This window comes from Roseovarius sp. EC-HK134, assembly GCF_902498815.1.
Taxonomy (GTDB): Bacteria; Pseudomonadota; Alphaproteobacteria; order Rhodobacterales; family Rhodobacteraceae; genus Roseovarius; species Roseovarius mucosus_A.
Map to the genome: position 1 here is coordinate 3,340,303 of NZ_LR701544.1, position 19,052 is coordinate 3,359,354.

Here is a 19,052-nt window from a genome sequence, read left to right on the forward strand (position 1 = left end):
ACAGTGATCAGAATACACATCACCCTGCAGATGCGCGCGGTACGACCACGCAGGCCTCGACTCGGAACGGATTCGCGGTTTAAGAGAAGATTGCAGGAGTTTTACCATGACCGCACTTCTCTTTCTGAACGGACCCAATCTTAATCTTTTGGGCACACGGCAGCCCGAGGTTTACGGGCACACAACCCTCGCTGATATCGAAACCATGTGTCAGGATGCCGCCCGTCGGCGCGGCGTCACTCTTGCCTTTTTCCAGAGCAATCACGAAGGCGCGCTGCTCGATCAGATTCACGCGGCACGTGGCACCTATGACGGCATCATTCTGAACGCCGGTGCCTATACCCATACCTCTGTGGCGCTGATGGATGCTATCAGTTCGGTCGCCATTCCGACCATCGAACTGCATCTGTCGAATGTGCATGCGCGCGAGGCGTTTCGCCATCAGTCCTACATTGCCCGCGTCGCCGTTGGGGTGATCTGCGGCTTTGGCGCGCAGGGCTATGTTCTGGCGCTTGATGCGATGCTCGGCCATCTGGAGCGCGCCGGATGATCGAAGCCGCGAGGGTCAACACCCTGCTCAATGCCGCCACGATTGAAGAACTGTGGGATCATCATACCCAGTTCATGGCAGAGTATGGCTTTGACCGGCTGATCTATGGCTACACACGGTATCGCACCGCAACATCGCTCGGCGATCCCGACGATTTCCTGATGCTGACAAATCACGATCCCTGCTACACGAATGTCTTTGTGGGCGAAGGGCTCTATTTCAACGCGCCCATGGTGCGTTGGGCGCTTGAAAATGAAGGTGCCTGCTCTTGGTCTGTGCTGCGCCATATGACCGACAGCGGCACCCTCACCCCCCAGGAACGCCGGGTCGTCGAGTTCAACCATGCCCATGGTGTGACGGCAGGCTATTCCATCAGTTTCAAATCGTTCAGCCCACGCACCAAAGGCGCGATTGCCCTCACGGCGCGAAAGGGCGTCACTCAGTCAGAGGTGGACGACCTCTGGGAACGGTGCGGCGAGCAGATCCTTGCCCTCAACAATGTCGCACATCTGCGCATTCTCTCGCTGCCCTATTGCGCACCGGGCCGCGCCCTGACCCTACGACAGCGCCAAGTGTTGGGCTGGGTTGGCGACGGCAAGACGATCCAAGACACCGCCACCATCATGGGCCTGACCCCGGCCACCGTTGAAAAGCACCTGCGCCTCGCGCGACAGGCGCTGTCTGTTGAAACCACGGCACAGGCGGTGCTCAAGGCGGCCTTCCAGAACCAGATCTTTTTTATTGAAAAATAGTCAATAAAATGAAGCCTGTAAGCGATGGTATGGATTTCCTTACTTTCGCAAGTTGACGTTACGTAGCATGATCAGATCGTTCCGTGAGTGGTGGCTATTTTGCCTGGGAACAAATGTGGGCAGGATCGTTTGATCAATTGACAGGCGGTGTTTCTCACTCCGGCTAATCCGGATGTCGGCCGTTGGTTCTTATTTATCGGGACTGACGGTCGGCGCTACCTGATCGGTGTTTCATCCCCAATAGACGCGCCGGTCAAGAAACGGTGCCCTCCGCAAGGAAGGCACCGTTTTTTTTCATTTAGGCCTCAGGCCCGAAGTTGCAGACAATAAAAAAGGGCGCCCCACCGGGACGCCCTGTCTGGGTGATCAGTCGGGCGGATCAGCCCTGAGCGACCTTGGCCACCTCTGCGGCAAAGTCCTCTTCTTTCTTCTCGATGCCTTCGCCGACTTCCAACCGCACGAATGCGGAGATCTCGGTGCCGGCTTCCTTGGCCGCAGCCTCGACCGTCAGATCGGGGTTCATCACAAACGCCTGACCCATCAACGTGACTTCGGCCATGAACTTGGCCATCCGGCCCACGATCATCTTTTCGATCACCGCGTCCGGCTTGCCGGATTCGCGCGCGATGTCGATCTGCACCTGACGCTCTTTTTCAACAATCGCCGGGTCCAGAACCGCCTCGTTCAACGCGGCGGGGTTGGTCGCGGCAACATGCATGGCCACCTGACGGGCAAAGCTCTCATCGCCCTTGAACGCCACGAGAACGCCAATCTTGCCCATGCCCTCAGCGGCGGCATTGTGGACATAGGCCACCACGCCGTCACCCTCAACGCGGGCCATGCGGCGCAGCGCCATGTTCTCGCCAATGGTGGCGATCTTGTCGGTCACGAGATCGGCAACAGCCTTACCGTTCACGGTCGCAGCCTTCAGCGCTTCCACGTCAGCCACGCCAACGGCAGCCTCCGCGATCGAGGCAACCATGCCCTGGAAATCGGCGTTCTTGGCGACGAAATCGGTTTCGGAATTGATCTCAACCGCGACACCAACGCCATTCGCAACCTTGACCGCGACCAGACCCTCGGCAGCGGTGCGTCCGGATTTCTTGGCGGCCTTGGCCAGACCCTTGGTGCGCAGCCAGTCAACCGCCGCTTCCATATCGCCATCTGTCTCAGTCAACGCTTTCTTTGCGTCCATCATGCCTGCGCCTGTGCTCTCGCGCAGTTCTTTTACCATTGCAGCAGTGATCGCCATCTCGGCTCTCCTCAAATTCGGTCTCGGGATTGGGGGCGGGAATACCCCTGCCCCCATGTCAGTTTGATGACGGTGCCTCAGCTCTCGGCTTCGGCCAGCGCTTCTTCGACCGGCAGGTTTTCCAACGCGCCCATGTCAACGCCCGCAGCACCCAACTGTGCCGACATACCGTCAAGCGCGGCACGGCTGACCAGATCGCAATAAAGCGCAATGGCACGTGCGGCGTCATCGTTGCCGGGGATGATGTAATCAATGCCCGCAGGCGAGCAATTGGTGTCCACGATGCCCACAACCGGGATGCCCAGCTTGTTGGCTTCGGCCACGGCAAGCGCCTCTTTCTTGACGTCGATCACGAACAGCATGTCCGGCACGCCGCCCATTTCACGGATCCCGCCCAGGCTTGCCTGAAGCTTGATCTGGTCGCGCTCGATGCCCAGACGCTCTTTCTTGGTCAGGCCCTCTGCCCCATGCTCCATCATCTCGTCGATCTGCTTCAGACGCTGGATCGACTTGGACACGGTCTGCCAGTTGGTCAGCGTGCCACCCAACCAACGGTGGTTCATGTAATACTGGGCGCATTTCTCTGCGGCTTCGGCGATCGGCTGTGCGGCCTGACGCTTGGTGCCGACAAACAGGATGCGGCCGTTCTTGGCCACGGTCTCACGGATGGCATGCAGCGCGGCATCAAGCAGCGGCACGGTCTGGGTGAGGTCCATGATATGGATGCCATTGCGCGCGCCATAAATGAATTCGCCCATGCGGGGATTCCAACGCTGCGTCTGGTGACCAAAGTGAACGCCAGCTTCCAACAACTGACGCATCGTGAACTCGGGAAGAGCCATTACAAAGTTCCTTTTCCGGTTTTCGCCTCGGCACGGGAAGAGAAGCGGATGCTTCAACCGGTGGACGGTTGGGGATGTCTCCCCCAACAGCCCGCCCATGCCTGCGGGTTACAGTGGCGCGCGTATACCTGCCCTCTGGCCCCTATACAAGCCCCGCTCAGGTATTTTGAGCGACGTCGCCAACAGGGCCCGATGCCCCATTGTGAGCGGGGTCCATTGTGCCTAGATATCCGCGTGATCCGCAGGATGGAACCGTGATGAACACTCCCTTTGACGATCTGCCCCCTCCGCCGCGCAAACCAAAACGCTTCGGCGGCCTGCGCGCGTCCTTTCTCACCGGGCTTGTGGTCATTGCCCCTGTGGGCCTGACCGTCTGGTTGATGTGGACATTGATCGGCTGGGTCGATGGGTTTGTCCTGCCGCTCATCCCCGCACAGTATCAGCCCGAACAATATATCGGCATCAACCTGCGCGGCGTCGGGGTGATCATCTTTCTGATCTTCACCGTGCTTGTGGGCTGGGTGGCCAAGGGGCTGATCGGGCGGTCCCTGATCCTCTTCGCGGAATCTCTTGTCAACCGTATGCCGGTGGTGCGCTCGATCTATTCAGGCGTCAAACAGATTGCCGAAACGGTCTTTGCCCAATCCGAACGCAGCTTCGAAAAGGCCTGCTTGGTCGAATATCCGCGCAAGGGGATCTGGGCCATCGGCTTTATCTCGACCGAGGCGCGCGGCGAGATCAACCAAAAGGCCCGGACCGACGGCGCGGTGCTCAGTGTCTTCGTCCCGACCACGCCCAACCCCACCTCAGGCTTTCTGCTCTATTTCCCGCGCGAGGATGTGATCGAACTGGATATGAGCATCGAAGACGCCGCCAAACTGGTGATTTCCGCCGGTCTGGTCTATCCGGATCAGAAGAAATCCGAGGAAATGCGCAAAAAATCAGAGGATTAGGGGGGCATTTGCCCCAGACATCCCGCGCGCCATCTCATGCGGCCCTGTCATGCAACAGAGCGCCAGACTTTGTTTCATCTGGCCCGAAATACCTCGGGGGTCCGGGGGCCGCGCCCCCGGCCTCTCCTCTCAGAGCGCGGTCCATCCCCCATCAACACTGATTGTGGTGCCGGTGATCTGCGCCGCCGCATCCGAGCATAGAAACAGCGCCGTGCCGCCCAACTGTTCGGTCGTGGCGAATTCCTTGGACGGTTGCCGCTCCAACATGACCTTCTCGATCACCTCTTCCCGCCCCATACCGTATTTCTCCATCGTATCGGGGATCTGCGCCTCGACCAGCGGGGTCAGCACATAGCCCGGACAGATCGCATTGGCGGTGATCGGCTCTTTCGCGGTTTCCAGCGCCGTAACCTTGGTCAGGCCCACGATGCCATGTTTGGCCGCCACATAGGCAGATTTATAGGGGCTCGCGGTCAGACCATGGGCACTTGCGATATTGATAACCCGACCCCACCCCGCCTTGCGCATCATCGGCAGCGCAGCGGCCGTGGTGTGAAACGCGGAATTCAGATTGATCGCGATGATCGCGTCCCATTTCTCGCTCGGAAACGCGTCAATCGGCGCGACATGCTGAATACCGGCGTTGTTGACCAGAATATCGCAACGCCCCGCCTTTTCGATCAGCGCCCGGCATTGATCGCCCTTGGACATATCCGCCTGAATATAGCGCACCTCAACACCCGTCTCCTTGGCGATTCTTGCGGCCAGCGCATGATCCTCTTCCGAATCGGTAAAAGAGTTGAGCACCACATTGACCCCGGCCCGGGCCAGTTCTTCGGCGATGCCAAGTCCGATGCCGGAATTCGAGCCGGTAATGACGGCGGTCTTGCCTTTAACAGTCATGCGGTTTCTCCCAATAAACATTGCGTGCGCAGCATATATGCTGCATCTGCAAATTGCACGGGGAATAGCCATACTGCCTGCCAGACAGGCGCAAAAAAAACGCCCGCACGAAGCGGGCGTTAAGTTATTGAGGCAGGTTTCATACAGGCAAGAAACCTATCGAGCAGTGCCCCCTTTATAAGCAATCCTGCGCCGCAGTCCAAGCTAAAAGTTTGAAAAGCCTTGAATCCCTCTTTAGGGTCCGACCCAAGGAAACAAGGGCATCAAGGGATTGTCGCTGAAATGAGATCAGATTTATTCCGCCATATCCGGGCCGGACTGACCGCGATGCTCTTGGTCTGGGCGTGTGGTCCGGGGCTTGCCGCCCCCGCGCATGGCATAGCTATGTATGGGGCCCCGGCGCTGCCACCTGATTTTGTGTCCCTGCCCTATGCCAACCCCGACGCGCCCAAGGGTGGCCGGGTCGTCACCGGCAATGTCGGCGGCTTTGATTCGCTCAACCCCTTCATCCTGCGCGGCACCCCGCCTTGGCAATTGGCTGACCTCACCCATGAGACGCTGATGGGCCGCTCTTGGGATGAGCCCTTCACACTTTATGGCCTTTTGGCCGAATCGGTCGAGACGGATGAAGACCGCACATGGGTCGAATTCACTCTGCGCCCCGAGGCCCGATTCTCGGATGGCGCGCCCGTGACCATCGAGGATGTGATCTGGTCCTACGAGACTTTGGGCACCGCAGGCCACCCGCGCTATCGCGGTTTCTGGACCAAGGTCGCCAGCATCGCGCAAACCGGCCCGCGCTCTGTGCGCCTGACCTTCTCCGAAGAGGATCGCGAATTGGCGCTTCTGGCCGGCCTGCGCCCGATCCTGCAAAAATCGCAATGGCAGGGGCGCGACATCACAGAAGCCGGGATCGAGGACATCCCCCTCGGCACCGGCCCCTATGTGGTCAGCGATTACGAGGTCAATCGCCACGTCACCCTGAAGCGCAACCCAGACTATTGGGGCCGCGCCCTACCCCTGCGGCGCGGCACCCATAATTTCGACGAAATCCGCATCGAATTCTACGGCGATGACACCGTGCTGAAAGAGGCGTTCAAGGCGGGGCTGGTCAGCTATGTGCGCGAATTCAACGCCGAGGCCTGGGCCAGCCAATATGATTTCCCCGCCGTTCAGCGCGGCGACATTACCTTAAGCGAAATTCCCCATGGCAAACCTTCGGGCATGACCGGTTTTGTGATGAACACCCGCCGTGCGCCGCTGGATGATTGGCGCGTGCGCGAGGCGCTGATCACCGCCTTCAACTTCGAATATATCAACGACACCCTCACTGGCGGGCGACAGCCGCGCATCACCTCTTATTTCTCGGGCTCTGAACTCGGCATGGATCATGGCCCCGCGACGGGCCGCGTGCGCGCCCTGCTGGACCCTTTCGCCGATACGCTCCCGCCCGGCACGCTAGAGGGGTACAGTCTGCCGGTCGGCGATGGCACCGCGCGCAACCGTGGCAATCTGCGCCGCGCCGCCGACCTCCTGCAAGAGGCGGGCTGGCGGGTCGAGGGGGGGCAGCTTGTCAACGCAGCGGGCCAACCGCTTACCCTCACCGTGCTGTTGCAACAGGATGGTCTTATGGCACAGGCCAGCGCCATGATGGATATCTACGCCCGCGCGCTTGAACGGCTGGGCATCACCCTCAAGCTCGAGATGACCGATAAGGCGCAATATGCCGAGCGTGAGGCCCAGTTTGATTTTGACCTCACGATGATGCGCCGCTCGCTCTCGCTCAGCCCCGGCAATGAACAGACCTTCTATTGGGGGGCCGAGTATGCCGACCAACCCGGCAGCCGTAACCTGATGGGCATGAAATCCCCCGCCGCCGAGGCGATGATCCGCGCCATGCTGACGGCACGTGACCGCACCGAGTTTGTCGCCGCCACCCGCGCGCTTGACCGGGTGCTGACAGCAGGGCGTTACGTGATCCCGATCCATCAATATAGCGTGGGTCGTATTGCGCATAAGTCACAGTTGACATACCCTTCGGAACGGCTGCCGATCTATGGGGATGGCATTGGATTCCTCCCCGAGGTATGGTGGTTACAAGACTAATAATAAAAAATCGCAGCAGACACAGGCAAATGACAGGCAAACCCATGCGAAAACTGATTGCGCTCGCCCTTCTCGCGTCGCTGGCCGGATGCGCCACGATTGATGGTGTAGGACGGGATATATCCGGGGCGGCACGCGGCGTTCAGAGCTGGTTCTGATCCACTCGGCGCGCCTTTCCCCAAGCGTTTTATCGCCTGCTCCCTCTTGGGTGCGGGCCGGTTTTCCTGTGATCCGGAGGTGTCCATGCCTTTCCCCTTGACGCCCCCGCCCATCCTGTCAAAACCCGCCCCATGAGCACCGCAACCCTGACCATCGACCTAGACGCCATCGTGGCCAATTGGCGCGCGCTGGATGCTATGAACACCAGCGAAACCGCTGCCGTGGTCAAGGCTGACGCCTATGGCCTTGGCGCCGCCCGCGTGGCCCCAACCCTCGCGCGCGCCGGCGCGCGGCATTTCTTCGTCGCCGTCGCCGAAGAGGGGGCACCCTTGCGCGAGACGCTGGGCGCGGTCCCAGCAATCTATGTGTTTTCCGGCCATATGCCCGGCGATGCCGAGATGCTCCGCGCGCATAAGCTCATTCCGATGATCAATTCCCTCGATCAGATGATCCGCCATGCAGAGGCTTTGCCGGGGCACCCGTTTGGCATCCAGCTTGATAGCGGCATGAACCGTCTGGGCATGGAGCCTGCCGAATGGGCCGCCCTGCGCCAGATTGCGCTCGCGCAAAATCCAACCCTCATCATGTCGCACCTCGCCTGCGCCGATGAACCCGATCACGCCATGAATCCGCAACAGCTTGCCACCTTCCGCGAGATGACAGATGGGCTCGACGTGCCGCGCAGCTTTGCCAATACCGGCGGCATTCTGCTTGATGCAGCCTATCATTTTGATCTCGCCCGTCCCGGCATCGGCGTTTATGGCGGGCGTCCGTTCGACGCAGCACACCCCGTTGTCACTCTCGAGATCCCCGTGATCCAGTGCCGCGATCTTTTGCCCGGCGAAACGGTGGGCTATGCCAACAGCTTCACCGCCACCCGCCCCACCCGCATCGCCACCGTGGCGGCAGGCTATGCCGATGGCATCCTGCGCGCCATGGGGCCAAAGACCAGCCTTTGGGCGGATGACACCCCCTGCCCCATCGCGGGCCGCATCTCCATGGACCTGATCTGCGTCGACATCACCGATCTCGGCCACGATCCCGCCAGCCTGCAACTTCTCGGGCCACATCAGACCATCGACACACTGGCCGATAACGCAGGCACGATCGGTTATGAAATCCTGACCTCACTGGGGGCGCGCTATACGCGGCGCTATATCGGCGGATGAGTTTTATTCTTGGTTTTCTGGCCTCTATTGGCCGCACCGTGCTGGCAGGTCTGGCCGCCATTGGGCGCATCGCGCTCTTTGCGGCCGATACGATCAGCCAATTGGCGCGCCCACCCTTCTACTTTCGCGAATTCCTGCATGCGCTGGTGCAGATCGGCTGGCTCTCGCTGCCGGTGGTGGGCATGACCGCGCTCTTTACCGGCGGCGCGCTGGCGCTTCAGATCTACGCGGGAGGCGCGCGCTTCAACGCTGAAACCGTGGTGCCCTCGATTGTCGCCATCGGCCTCACCCGCGAACTTGGCCCCGTTCTGGGCGGCCTCATGGTGGCGGCGCGCGTCGCCTCCTCCATCGCCGCCGAGATTGGCACGATGAAGGTGACAGAGCAGATCGACGCGCTCACCACCCTTTCGACCAACCCGATGAAATACCTCACCCTGCCCCGCGTTCTAGCCGCGACGCTGGCCGTTCCGGTTCTTGTGGGCGTGGGCGACGTGCTGGGCATCATGGGCGGGTTTCTCGTGGGCGTGGGGCGGCTCGATTTCTCCGCCGCCACTTATCTGCACAACACGATTGATTTTCTCGAAACATGGGATGTGGTCTCGGGCCTGATCAAGGGCGCAGCCTTCGGCTTTATCGTGGCGCTGATGGGCTGCTACTATGGCATGAACTCTGGCCGCGGCGCGCAGGGCGTGGGCCGCGCCACCAAATCGGCGGTTGTGGCAGCAAGCGTGCTGATCCTCGCCTCCAACTACCTCCTGACAGAACTGTTTTTCGCGTCATGATAGAGCTTCACAACGTCCACAAAGCCTTTGGTTCCAACCGCGTCCTGCGCGGCGTTGATCTGACTATTCCCTCTGCCACCTCGCTTGTCATCATCGGCGGCTCAGGCACCGGCAAATCCGTGGCGCTGAAATGTATTCTCGGCCTCATCCGCCCCGACAGCGGCACCATCACCCTCGACGGCCAAGACGTGACCAAGGGCGACCGCGACGCTTTTCTTGCCCGCTTCGGCATGCTCTTTCAGGGCGGCGCGCTCTTTGACTCGCTGCCCGTCTGGCAAAACGTCGCCTTCCGTTTGCTGCGCGGCTCCCTCAAACGGCCCCTGTCCGAGGCCCGCGAAATCGCCATCGAGAAATTGCGCCGCGTCGGCCTAAAACCCGACGTCGCCGATAAATTCCCCGCCGAGCTTTCGGGTGGCATGCAAAAGCGTGTGGGCCTCGCCCGCGCCATCGCCGCCGAACCCGAAATCATCTTCTTTGACGAGCCCACCACCGGCCTCGATCCCATCATGGCGGGCGTGATCAACGATCTGATCCGCGAAATCGTCACCGAAATGGGCGCTACCGCCATGACCATCACCCACGATATGACCTCCGTGCGCGCCATCGCCGACAATGTCGCCATGCTGCATGACGGCGTGATCAAATGGACCGGCCCGGTGTCCGAGATGGACCATTCCGGCGATCCCTACCTTGACCAGTTCATCCACGGCCGCGCCGAGGGACCGATCGAGGCGGTGCGGTGAACGCAGCCCTGCGATACGGGAATCTTGCACTTCTTGCGCTTTTCCCCCTCGCGTGGTTCGCGCCCCTCTTGCGCGCAGGGATTGACCTGCCGCTCTTTGGTCTCTCCGAAATCAGCATCATCTCCGGCCTGCAAGCGCTCTGGCAGAGCGATGTCTACTTGGCCCTTCTGGTCACGGTCTTTGCCCTCTTCGCCCCCTATCTCAAGACCATCGGCTTGGCCCTTCTCGATTTTGGTCTTCTCTCGCCGCGCGCCCTACCCGCGCTGCATCTCTTGGGCAAACTCGCCATGGCCGATATTTTCCTCATCGCGCTCTACATCATCGTGGTCAAAGGTGTCGGCCTCGCGCGGGTCGAGGTGGCCTGGGGTCTCTACCTCTTTACCGCCTGCATCCTCGCCTCTCTCGCGATCAGCCTCAGGCACCGCCACAATCCCCCCAACTCGCCGGATACTGTCTGATTTCACGCAACAATTGCGGGGCAGTCACGCCACACTCCGCTAAACTTGACTCCGGGGTGATGGATTTAACGCTATGCCTTTTGGGCAATCGGCGTAAACTTGCCGATATTGGATATGATCTTTCAGGGGGAAGTCATGACCGCCACTTTGAAATCTGCTGCACTCTTAACCCATTCCATTTTGCAACGTCTGGCCTTTATCACCTTTCTGCTCTGCGCTCTTTGTCTCAGCGCCGCGACCATCGCCGCCAGCATCGGGGCTTTGCCTTGGCTCCAGTTCAGCGTCGCCTTTGGCGGCACGCTTTACGATAACGCTGGCCAGATCACCCAGATCGGCCTGACTGTTCTGGCGGCGCTGCTCTGCGTCTTTCTGCCTGCCAATGCCCGCATCATGGCGCTGGAAACCTCGCACCGGCGGTTCAACATCGGCATGCAGGACGTGGCCCGCGCCTATCACGCGGCCCATGCGGCGGATCGCGCCGGTCTATTCCGCCTCTCGTCCGAATTCGACGCGGTGCGCGAACGCCTCGCCTACTTGCGTGACCACCCTGATCTGGGCACGCTGGAACCGGACCTTTTAGAGGTCGCGGCGCAAATGTCCCATATCAGCCGGGAATTGGCGCAAGTCTATTCCGACGACCGCATCGCCCGCGCCCGAAACTTCCTCACGCAGCGCCAGCAAGAGGTCGAGGCCTTCAATGCCCGGCTCGATCAGGCCAAGCAGATCACCCGCGAACTCAAACACTGGTCCCACGAGGTCGAGTTAGAGGAAAGCGTCGCCGCAAGCCAATTGCAACGCCTGCGCGACGACCTGCGCGACGTGCTGCCAGAACTGGGGCTTGAGGATATGTTGCGCCATGACGGCACCGTGATCGACATCACCCAAAAGGCCGCCGAATAACCAACTCTGAGGTTTCGCATTTGACCGCGCCCGCCGCTTGGGGCATCAGGCGGGTATGGCAAAACCCGGCACCTTCACCTGCACGGCCTGCGGCGCGGTTCACAACCGCTGGTCGGGGCGTTGCGACGCCTGCGGCGAATGGAACAGCATTATCGAGGAAGCGCCGCTTTCGACCGGCCCCAAGGGCAAAACCTTGGGCGGCAAACGCGGCACGCCCCTCATCCTCACCGACCTTTCAACCGAAGAGGCGCCGCCGCCCCGCACCCTCTCTGGCATCGGCGAATTGGACCGCGTTTTGGGCGGCGGCCTTGTACCCTCCAGTGCCATTCTGGTGGGCGGCGATCCCGGCATCGGCAAATCCACGCTCCTGTTGCAGGCCGCCGCGCGCTTTGCGGGCGCGGGCCTCAAAACCTTCTACATCTCCGGCGAAGAGGCCAGCGCCCAGGTCCGCATGCGGGCGCAGCGCTTGGGCTTGGGCGAGGCCCCTGTCAAACTTGCCGCCGCCACATCGCTGCGCGACATCTTGACCACGATGGAATCCGAAAAGCCGGATCTCGTGATCATCGACTCGATCCAGACCGTCTGGTCCGACACGGTCGAGGCCGCCCCCGGCAGCGTCAGCCAGGTGCGCGCCGCAGCCCATGAACTGACCAGCTTTGCCAAACGCTTTGGCACCTCCGTGATCCTTGTCGGCCATGTCACCAAGGACGGCCAGATCGCTGGGCCCCGTGTGGTCGAACACATGGTCGATTGCGTGCTCTATTTCGAGGGCGAGCGCGGCCATCAATTCCGTATCCTGCGGTCCGTCAAGAACCGCTTTGGCCCCGCTGATGAAATTGGCGTGTTCGAGATGACGGGCGCAGGGCTGGCCGAGGTGGCCAACCCCTCTGCCCTCTTTCTCTCGGGGCGCGGCGCGCCCACCCCCGGCTCGGTCGTGTTTTCCGGCATCGAGGGCACGCGCCCCCTGCTTGTCGAGATGCAGGCGCTTGTTGCCCCCACCCCCCATGCCCAACCGCGCCGCGCGGTTGTGGGATGGGACGGCGCGCGGCTTGCGATGATTCTCGCCGTGCTCGAGGCGCGCTGCGGCATCCCCTTTGCCGGGCTTGATGTCTATCTCAACGTCGCCGGCGGCCTCAAGATCAGCGAACCCGCCGCCGATTTGGCCGTTGCCGCCGCTCTTTTGAGCGCGCGTGAGGATACCGCCCTCCCCGCAGAAACCGTAGTTTTCGGCGAAATCAGCCTCTCTGGCGCGCTGCGCCCGGTGGGTCAGACCGAAAACAGGTTGAAAGAAGCGCAAAAACTTGGTTTCACAGCCGCGATTACCCCGTCGGGTGGCAAGACGACGGGCGACAGTGGTCTCAAACTCACCCATATGGGCGATCTGACCACATTCGTGGGTGACATTTTCGGCGCGGGTTAGGCGTCTATCGAGACAGGAAGAGGCATATGGAAGGTTTCACCATCATCGACGGCGTCGTAGCGCTGTTCATCGTGCTCTCGGCACTGCTCGCCTATTCGCGCGGCTTTGTGCGCGAATCTCTGGCCATCGCAGGCTGGGTTGTGGCGGGCATTCTCGCCTTTATCTTCGCCCCGCAGGTGGAACCGCTGGTCAAGGAAATCCCCGTGATCGGCGAATTCATCGCCGATAGCTGCGAACTTTCGATGATCGGGGCCTTCGCGGTGGTCTTTGCCGTGGGGCTGATCATTGCCTCTCTGATCACACCGCTCTTTTCGTCGCTGGTGCAACGCTCGGTTCTGGGCGGTTTGGATCAGGGGCTTGGCTTTGTCTTTGGCGTGGCGCGCGGCGTACTGCTGATTGCCATCGCCTATTTCGTCTATCAGACGGTGATATCCTCGCAATCCATCCAGATCATCGACGATAGCCGCTCGGCCCGTGTCTTCTCGCAACTGACCGGCAAGATCGAAGACCGCAACCCCGATGAGGCCTTGGGCTGGATCACCCGGCAATACGAACAGCTGATCGCCAAATGCGAGGCACCGCAGTAACCCATGCTCCCGCAGAGCCCCGTTCTCGCCCTTTTCTTCATGGCCGTGGCCGGGCTTGCCGTGGCCATTCAGGCTCCGCTCAATTCGGCCCTCGGACGCAGCATCGAAAGCTCGGTCGCGGCGGCGGCTGTCTCCTTTGGCGTGGGCTTTGTGGCACTGGTGCTCTTGGTGGCGCTCTCGGGGGATAGCGCCGCTTTTGGCCGCGCGGCCCTAGCGCCACGCTGGCTTTTGCTGGGGGGCCTGCTTGGGGCCTTCTTTGTCTGGGCCTCCCTCTGGAGCGTGCCGGTTCTGGGCGTGCTCACCACCACGGCAGCGCTCATTCTTGGCCAAATGGTTGGGTCCATGGTGCTCGATTACATCGGTGCCTTTGGCATCGCGGCGCGCGATCTCTCCTGGACACGGCTCACCGCCGCCCTATTGGTGGGAACCGGCGTTATTCTTTCCCGGTTCTGACGCGGCGGCCCCCATCGCATCCCCACGTTATCTGTGATAGTTTCGTGACATGCGTCGCCTGAGCGCGTATGACACGCCCAAGCGATATCCATGGATTCGGAGCTGCCCGCTTTGCCCAAACATATGCCCCCCGCCCACCCCTTCGACGATGACAAGCTGAAGGAGGAATGCGGAATATTTGGCGTGATCGGTCTGACCGACGCGGCCAATTTCGTAGCCCTCGGCCTGCATGCCCTGCAACATCGTGGCCAAGAGGCTGGCGGCATTGTCAGCCATTGCCCCGACCAAGGTTTCAATTCCGTGCGCCGCTTTGGCTATGTGCGCGACAACTTCACCAGCCAATCGCTGATGGAAACCCTGCCCGGCCCGCTGGCTATCGGCCATGTGCGCTATTCCACCGCCGGGGCCAAAGGGGCCGCCATCCGCGATGTGCAGCCCTTCTTTGGCGAGTTTTCCATGGGCGGGGCGGCGATTGCCCATAATGGCAACATCACCAACGCCATCGCGCTGCGCAAGGAACTGATCGAGCGCGGCTCGATCTTTCAGTCCGGTTCGGACACGGAATGTATCATTCACCTTATGGCCCGCTCGCTGCAACGCAACATCCCCGAACGGATGGAAGATGCGCTGCGCCGGGTCGAGGGGGCGTTTTCCGTGGTCGCCATGACCCGCTCCAAACTGATCGGCGTGCGCGATCCCTTGGGCGTGCGCCCGCTGGTCTTGGGTCAATTGGGCGAAGGCTGGGTGCTCAGCTCGGAAACCTGCGCGCTCGACATCATCGGTGCCACCTTTGTACGCGAGATCGAGCCCGGCGAAATGGTGGTGATTTCCGCCAAAAGCGGCGTCGAAAGCCATTTTCCCTTCCGCCGCCAATCCTCGCGCTTCTGTATCTTCGAGCATGTCTATTTCTCGCGCCCCGATTCCATCATCGGTGGCCGCTCAGTCTATGAAACCCGCCATCAGATCGGGGTGGAACTGGCGCGTGAAGCCCCGGTTGATGCCGATCTGGTCTGCCCCGTCCCCGATAGCGGCACGCCTGCAGCCATCGGCTATAGCCACGAATCGGGCATTCCCTTTGCAATGGGGATCATCCGAAACCAGTACATGGGCCGGACGTTTATCGAACCCACCGAACAGATCCGCAACATGGGCGTGCGCCTCAAACTCAACGTCAACCGCGCCCTGATCGAGGGCAAGCGCGTCATCCTCGTGGATGACAGCGTGGTGCGCGGCACCACCAGCCGCAAGATCAAAGAGATGATCCTTGATGCCGGTGCCGCCGAGGTGCATTTCCGGATCGCGTCGCCCCCCACGGCTTGGCCGTGCTTTTACGGGGTCGACACACCGCAGCGGGAAAAACTGCTCGCCGCCACCATGTCCGAGGATGAGATGCGCGATCACTTGCAGGTGGACAGCCTCAAGTTCATCTCGCTCGACGGTCTCTATCGCGCCGTGGGCGAAGCCGGCGGGCGTAATGCCAAATGCCCGCAATATTGCGATGCCTGCTTCTCGGGCGAATACCCGGTGGCCCCCTCCGACATGATCGAAAAAGGCTTCGCGCTGAAAGCCGCCGAATAACACCGCTCCGCTCAGCCCTGAAACCCGGCTGAGCGGATAATTGCGCCTGAAATGCTGCGTTGCGGCAAATCCTTGCCGATGCGCGCAGGCCCCCCTTCTCCCTGCCCCCTGCCCTGTCTAGATGCCCCCAAAGCATCTTACGAAAGAGGCACAGGGTGACAGATCAAACAGAAACTCCTCTCGCCACATTAGAGGCCGCAACCCTGCGCGGCGCTCTGCCCGATGCCGGGCTTGTTCTGCTGGGCACATTGCACGGCCCGTCCCATGCCCGTGCGCTGTTGCGCGTAAAGGGCGCGGTCCACACCGTCGAGGTCGGCACAGACCTTGGCAGCGCGACCGTCGCCGCCATTGGCGAAGGGGTCGTGATCCTCGCCCGCGCAGGCCGAAGCGAACGCCTCAGTCTGCCCGCCTCCTGATCCTATGCACCCAAAGAAAAACGCCGCCCCTTTTACAGAGGCGGCGTTTCTTTGACGTCTTACGCTTGGCGCGCGGCTCAGCCCTTGCGAGCGCGGATCAGCACGGTTGCCCCGGTCACGATCATCGCCGCGATCACAGCCTTGACCGCATCGCCCAGCAGGAAGGGTGCCATCCACCCCGACCACAGCGCATCCGCGCTCTTGCCCAGCATCGCCGCAGGCCATGCAAGCCCCGGAATATAAAGCAGCGCCGAAATGCCCATGCCACAGAGCGCCGTGGATACGACGCCGCGCGCCAGACCACGCTCGACCGCAAGACCGGCCAGATAGGCCATGGCGACAAACCCAAAAAGGAAACCGGCGGTCGGCCCCATCAACGCCACACCGTTCAAGCCACCTGCAAACACCGGCAGGCCCATCGCGCCCTCAGCCAGATAGGCCAGCAGCGTCAGCGCACCCAGACGCGAGCCAAAGGTCAACCCGACCATCAGGATCGCCAGCGTCTGAAGTGTGAGCGGCACCGGATAGAACGGCACACTGATCTGTGCCGCCACAGCAATCAGGAAAGAGCCGCCTAGAACCAGCCCCACCTTCCGGAGCACTGTGTCGTGACCGATCACGGCCTTGGTCAAAACTGTATCGCGCATGGTTCGCGTCCCTCTGTTATGTCTCTGGCACGACTTTTTCGCTGCATGCGCGAGAAAGTCAAGCGATTGCCCTTGAATTGCCCCGCAACTGGTGGGATTTCCCTTATATGGACACAAGCACACCCCTCCCGATCGCCCTTGTCACCGGCGCCTCGCGCGGCCTTGGGGCCGCCATGGCCGAAGCCTTGGCCAAAACCCATCACGTCGTCGCGGTCGCCCGCACCACTGGCGCGCTTGAGGAACTGGATGACCGCATTCAGGCCGCAGGCGGTCAGGCGACGCTGGCCCCGATGGACATCACCAATACCGGGGCCATGGCGCAGCTGTGCCGCTCGATCCACGACCGCTGGGGCGCTGTTGCAACATGGGTTCACGCGGCGGTGCATGCCGCCCCCTTGACCCCGGTCGCGCATCTCTCTGAGGGGGATTGGGCCAAATCCGTGGCCTGCAACGTCACCGCCACCGGCATCCTGATCCCTTTCATCGCGCCGCTTCTGGGCACAGACGGCCAGGCTGTGTTTTTTGACGATCCCCGCGCAGGCGAAAAATTCTATGGCGCCTATGGCGCAACAAAAGCCTCACAAATCGCGCTCGCGCGCTCTTGGCAAGCCGAGACCGCCAAAACCGGCCCGCGCGTGCATATCTTGGCACCGGCCCCCATGCCAACCGCCACCCGCGCCCGCTTTCACCCCGGTGAAGACCGCGAGGGTCTCGCCTCTCCGCGGGACGAGGCGGCGCGCCTGATGGCGGCCTTGTCCTGATCCGGCGTCCCATGCTTGCCGCCCGCGCCCGCGCCCGTTAGACAGAGACCAGACAAAAACAAAGGGCAGGCACATGCGTATTCTCATCACCAATGACGACGGCATCAACGCCCCCGGTCTGGCTGTCCTTGACGAAATCGCCAACGCGCTCGCCGGTCCAGATGGCGAAGTCTGGACAGTGGCCCCCGCCTTTGAACAATCGGGCGTCGGGCATTGCATCTCTTATACGCGCCCGATGATGATCTCGAAAATGGCAGAGCGTCGCTACGCCGCCGAAGGCAGCCCCGCTGATTGCGTTCTCGCAGGTCTGCATGACGTGATGAAGGACGCTCGCCCCGATCTCGTGCTCTCGGGCGTCAATCGCGGCAACAACGCCGCAGAAAACGCCGTCTATTCTGGCACCGTCGGTGCCGCGATGGAGGCCGCGTTGCAAGGCGTGCCCGCCGTGGCCCTCAGCCAATATTACGGCCCCGCCAATCGCGATCTTGACGACACATTCGAGGCGGCGCGCGTGCACGGCCTGCCCACGCTAAAACGCCTGCTGGATAAGGGCGTCTGGACACGTGACGATTACGGCATCTTCTACAACATCAACTTTCCGCCCTTTCCTGCCTCCGGGGTCAAGGGCATCCGCGCCGCACACCAAGGGTTCCGCCGGGACATGGGCTTTGGCGTCGAACCGCATGTCGCCCCATCCGGTCGGCGCTTTCTCTGGGTCACGGGCGCGCCCCAGAACGAGCCTACCAGCCCCGGATCAGATGCCGATGTGAACCTGCAAGGCTATATATCCGTCACCCCGATGCGCGCGGATCTTACCGCCCATGACGCGCTGGAGGCGCTCAAGGCGATCGAATGACCGACGACGAGGATCACAGCAGCGCCGAACGCAAGATGCAGTTTCTCTTTGCCCTGCGCTCCAAGGGCGTGACCGATGCGCGGGTTCTGACCGCGATGGAGCAGATCGACCGTGGCCCCTTTATCCGGGGATACTTCGCAGAGCGCGCCTATGAGGATATGCCGCTGCCCATCGCCTGTGGCCAAACCATCAGCCAACCTTCAGTGGTGGGGCTGATGACGCAGGCCCTCAAGGTCACGAACCGCGACAAGGTGCTCGAAGTGGGCACCGGATCGGGCTATCAGGCCGCGATCCTCAGCCAGTTGGCCCGCCGTGTCTATACCGTGGACCGTCACAAACGTCTGGTCACAGAGGCATCCGAGATTTTTCGCGCCCTCGATCTGACAAATATCACCGCGCTTACCGCCGATGGCAGCTTTGGCTTGCCCGATCAGGCCCCCTTTGACCGAATAATCGTTACGGCTGCCGCCGAAGACCCGCCCGGCCCCCTATTGGCCCAGCTCAAGATCGGGGGTATCATGGTTGTGCCCGTGGGCCAGTCCGATGCCGTGCAGCGGCTGATCCGCGTAACCCGGCACGAATCCGGGTTTGACTATGACGAATTGCGCCCCGTGCGCTTTGTCCCTCTGGTCGAGGGGCTGGGGCGCGATGGGTGAACACGGTGACAACTGAACACAATGACAACTGAATACGGTGACCCACGGCGTCGTAAAGTAACAGTAAACCCAAGGCCCCGGCCAACAAGGGACCACTCAAGAGGATGAT

The 19,052-nt window shown here is 61.5% G+C and carries 22 protein-coding genes; 18 read left to right on the forward strand and 4 right to left on the reverse strand.

The genetic code is table 11. From position 1 onward, the window contains the following. Window positions 1-106 precede the first annotated feature (106 nt). Together aroQ and GC127_RS19980 are read left to right on the forward strand one after the other, a co-directional pair. The gene (aroQ, locus tag GC127_RS19975) at window positions 107-550 is read left to right on the forward strand and encodes a type II 3-dehydroquinate dehydratase (protein WP_081506139.1); all 444 of its coding nucleotides are present in this window, start codon (window positions 107-109) and stop codon (window positions 548-550) included. Further along, window positions 547-1,302: a LuxR family transcriptional regulator gene (locus GC127_RS19980; RefSeq protein WP_008280915.1), complete on the forward strand. Its 756-nt coding sequence runs from the start codon at window positions 547-549 to the stop codon at window positions 1,300-1,302. The genes aroQ and GC127_RS19980 overlap by 4 nt, the downstream gene beginning before the upstream one ends. Window positions 1,303-1,681: 379 nt before the next feature. Here GC127_RS19980 and tsf read toward each other — a convergent pair whose 3' ends face one another. Then, a complete protein-coding gene (gene tsf / locus GC127_RS19985) occupies window positions 1,682-2,554 on the reverse strand; it encodes a translation elongation factor Ts (RefSeq protein WP_151979312.1) in 873 nt (290 codons plus the stop codon). Window positions 2,555-2,631: 77 nt separating this feature from the next. Continuing rightward, a complete protein-coding gene (gene rpsB / locus GC127_RS19990; protein ID WP_037297615.1) occupies window positions 2,632-3,396 on the reverse strand; it encodes a 30S ribosomal protein S2 in 765 nt (254 codons plus the stop codon). A 257-nt stretch (window positions 3,397-3,653) separates the two neighbouring features. Between rpsB and GC127_RS19995 the strand changes: the two genes are divergently transcribed. After that, on the forward strand, window positions 3,654-4,349 hold the full coding sequence (locus GC127_RS19995; RefSeq protein ID WP_008280918.1) for a DUF502 domain-containing protein: 696 nt from the start codon (window positions 3,654-3,656) through the stop codon (window positions 4,347-4,349). A gap of 129 nt (window positions 4,350-4,478) precedes the next feature. On the opposite strand, the gene GC127_RS20000 is transcribed toward GC127_RS19995, so the two are convergent. Next, window positions 4,479-5,252: a 3-hydroxybutyrate dehydrogenase gene (locus GC127_RS20000; protein ID WP_037297722.1), complete on the reverse strand. Its 774-nt coding sequence runs from the start codon at window positions 5,250-5,252 to the stop codon at window positions 4,479-4,481. A 282-nt stretch (window positions 5,253-5,534) separates the two neighbouring features. Here GC127_RS20000 and GC127_RS20005 point away from each other — a divergent pair, with 282 nt between their 5' ends. The 12 genes from GC127_RS20005 (at window position 5,535) to GC127_RS20060 (ending at window position 16,023) form a co-directional block, all read left to right on the forward strand. After that, a complete protein-coding gene (locus GC127_RS20005; protein WP_151979313.1) occupies window positions 5,535-7,358 on the forward strand; it encodes an extracellular solute-binding protein in 1,824 nt (607 codons plus the stop codon). 44 nt (window positions 7,359-7,402) lie between these two features. Beyond that, on the forward strand, window positions 7,403-7,516 hold the full coding sequence (locus GC127_RS20010) for an entericidin EcnA/B family protein (RefSeq protein WP_112303172.1): 114 nt from the start codon (window positions 7,403-7,405) through the stop codon (window positions 7,514-7,516). A 132-nt stretch (window positions 7,517-7,648) separates the two neighbouring features. Next, entirely contained in the window at window positions 7,649-8,686 is a 1,038-nt protein-coding gene (alr, locus tag GC127_RS20015) for an alanine racemase (protein ID WP_151979314.1), read from the forward strand. Next, a complete protein-coding gene (locus GC127_RS20020; RefSeq protein ID WP_081506143.1) occupies window positions 8,683-9,468 on the forward strand; it encodes an ABC transporter permease in 786 nt (261 codons plus the stop codon). Before alr ends, GC127_RS20020 begins: the two co-directional genes overlap by 4 nt. Further along, window positions 9,465-10,211 carry an ABC transporter ATP-binding protein gene (locus GC127_RS20025; RefSeq protein WP_008280924.1) on the forward strand — a complete coding sequence of 249 codons (747 nt, stop codon included), beginning with the start codon at window positions 9,465-9,467 and terminating at the stop codon, window positions 10,209-10,211. The genes GC127_RS20020 and GC127_RS20025 overlap by 4 nt, the downstream gene beginning before the upstream one ends. Beyond that, window positions 10,208-10,669 carry a paraquat-inducible protein A gene (locus tag GC127_RS20030; protein WP_199861281.1) on the forward strand — a complete coding sequence of 154 codons (462 nt, stop codon included), beginning with the start codon at window positions 10,208-10,210 and terminating at the stop codon, window positions 10,667-10,669. The genes GC127_RS20025 and GC127_RS20030 overlap by 4 nt, the downstream gene beginning before the upstream one ends. Before the next feature lie 135 nt (window positions 10,670-10,804). Then, window positions 10,805-11,569, forward strand: a complete 765-nt coding sequence (locus GC127_RS20035) for a DNA repair protein (RefSeq protein ID WP_199861282.1) — start codon at window positions 10,805-10,807, stop codon at window positions 11,567-11,569. Between the two features lie 55 nt (window positions 11,570-11,624). After that, on the forward strand, window positions 11,625-12,989 hold the full coding sequence (gene radA / locus GC127_RS20040; RefSeq protein WP_008280927.1) for a DNA repair protein RadA: 1,365 nt from the start codon (window positions 11,625-11,627) through the stop codon (window positions 12,987-12,989). Window positions 12,990-13,015: 26 nt separating this feature from the next. Then, window positions 13,016-13,576, forward strand: a complete 561-nt coding sequence (locus GC127_RS20045; protein ID WP_008280928.1) for a CvpA family protein — start codon at window positions 13,016-13,018, stop codon at window positions 13,574-13,576. Between the two features lie 3 nt (window positions 13,577-13,579). Next, window positions 13,580-14,029: a DMT family transporter gene (locus tag GC127_RS20050; protein ID WP_008280929.1), complete on the forward strand. Its 450-nt coding sequence runs from the start codon at window positions 13,580-13,582 to the stop codon at window positions 14,027-14,029. Between the two features lie 123 nt (window positions 14,030-14,152). Then, window positions 14,153-15,607 carry an amidophosphoribosyltransferase gene (purF, locus tag GC127_RS20055; protein ID WP_037297727.1) on the forward strand — a complete coding sequence of 485 codons (1,455 nt, stop codon included), beginning with the start codon at window positions 14,153-14,155 and terminating at the stop codon, window positions 15,605-15,607. A gap of 155 nt (window positions 15,608-15,762) precedes the next feature. After that, complete coding sequence (locus tag GC127_RS20060; protein WP_008280931.1) at window positions 15,763-16,023, forward strand: hypothetical protein; 261 nt, start codon at window positions 15,763-15,765, stop codon at window positions 16,021-16,023. Window positions 16,024-16,100: 77 nt separating this feature from the next. Here the strand turns inward: GC127_RS20060 and GC127_RS20065 are convergent, their stop codons facing one another. Then, window positions 16,101-16,670 (reverse strand): biotin transporter BioY, encoded by a 570-nt coding sequence (locus GC127_RS20065; protein ID WP_008280932.1) that lies wholly within the window; start codon window positions 16,668-16,670, stop codon window positions 16,101-16,103. Window positions 16,671-16,777: 107 nt separating this feature from the next. On the opposite strand from GC127_RS20065, the gene GC127_RS20070 reads away from it, so the two are divergent. From GC127_RS20070 to GC127_RS20080, 3 genes are all read left to right on the forward strand, one after another. Further along, window positions 16,778-17,431 (forward strand): SDR family oxidoreductase, encoded by a 654-nt coding sequence (locus GC127_RS20070; RefSeq protein ID WP_008280933.1) that lies wholly within the window; start codon window positions 16,778-16,780, stop codon window positions 17,429-17,431. 73 nt (window positions 17,432-17,504) lie between these two features. Next, entirely contained in the window at window positions 17,505-18,287 is a 783-nt protein-coding gene (gene surE, locus GC127_RS20075; RefSeq protein WP_008280934.1) for a 5'/3'-nucleotidase SurE, read from the forward strand. Continuing rightward, on the forward strand, window positions 18,284-18,943 hold the full coding sequence (locus tag GC127_RS20080; RefSeq protein ID WP_081506150.1) for a protein-L-isoaspartate(D-aspartate) O-methyltransferase: 660 nt from the start codon (window positions 18,284-18,286) through the stop codon (window positions 18,941-18,943). The genes surE and GC127_RS20080 overlap by 4 nt, the downstream gene beginning before the upstream one ends. Window positions 18,944-19,052 lie beyond the last annotated feature (109 nt).